Source organism: Bacteroides sp. D1 (assembly GCF_000157095.2).
GTDB lineage: Bacteria > Bacteroidota > Bacteroidia > Bacteroidales > Bacteroidaceae > Bacteroides > Bacteroides xylanisolvens.
This window is the reverse complement of record NZ_JH114348.1, coordinates 110,342-111,164: the sequence shown is the minus strand read 5'-3', so window position 1 is coordinate 111,164 and position 823 is coordinate 110,342. Positions and strand designations below refer to the sequence as shown.

General features: G+C 43.3%; 1 pseudogene. It reads left to right on the top strand.

What is annotated here, in order from left to right:
- Positions 1–264: 264 nt before the first annotated feature.
- Positions 265–823 (top strand): annotated as a pseudogene (locus tag BSAG_RS05480) (beta-galactosidase); the annotation flags it as partial.

Sequence of the window (823 nt, the reverse complement as noted above, 5' to 3'; positions counted from 1 at the left end):
GCAAAATAGCGCCAATTGGCGCTATTTTGCTTTATTTCTAACCCTTTTTGAATGATAATTATCCCCTCCTTTTTAGGTGAATCGCCTACCTTTGCCGTATACTATTAAAATTCTATTTTTGAATAAACCATGAAAAACAAAATCATTGCTTTACTGGTACTTTTTACAGTTATTCTCTTTAGTAGTGCACAGGCGCAAACCACTGCCCACAAATTTGAGGCGGGCAAGAACACATTCCTGCTTGATGGAAAACCATTTGTAGTGAAGGCGGCGGAGTTGCATTACACCCGTATCCCACAGGCTTACTGGAGTCATCGCATAGAGATGTGCAAAGCATTGGGAATGAATACGATTTGCATTTATATTTTCTGGAATATCCACGAACAGGAAGAAGGAAAGTTCGACTTCTCCGGTCAGAATGATATTGCCGCTTTCTGTAAACTTGCGCAGCAACATGGAATGTACGTCATTGTCCGTCCCGGTCCGTATGTGTGTGCGGAATGGGAGATGGGAGGACTTCCCTGGTGGCTGTTAAAGAAAAAAGACGTGACCTTGCGCATGCTTGATCCTTATTATATGGAACGGGTAGGCATTTTTATGAAAGAAGTCGGCAAACAACTGGCTCCGTTGCAAGTGGATAAAGGAGGAAACATTATCATGGTTCAGGTGGAGAACGAGTATGGCTCTTACGGAACCGATAAACCATACGTTTCTGCCGTGCGTGATTTGGTACGTGAATCTGGTTTTACCGATGTGCCTCTGTTTCAATGCGACTGGAGCAGTAACTTTACCAATAACGCACTCGACGATTTGATTTGGACTG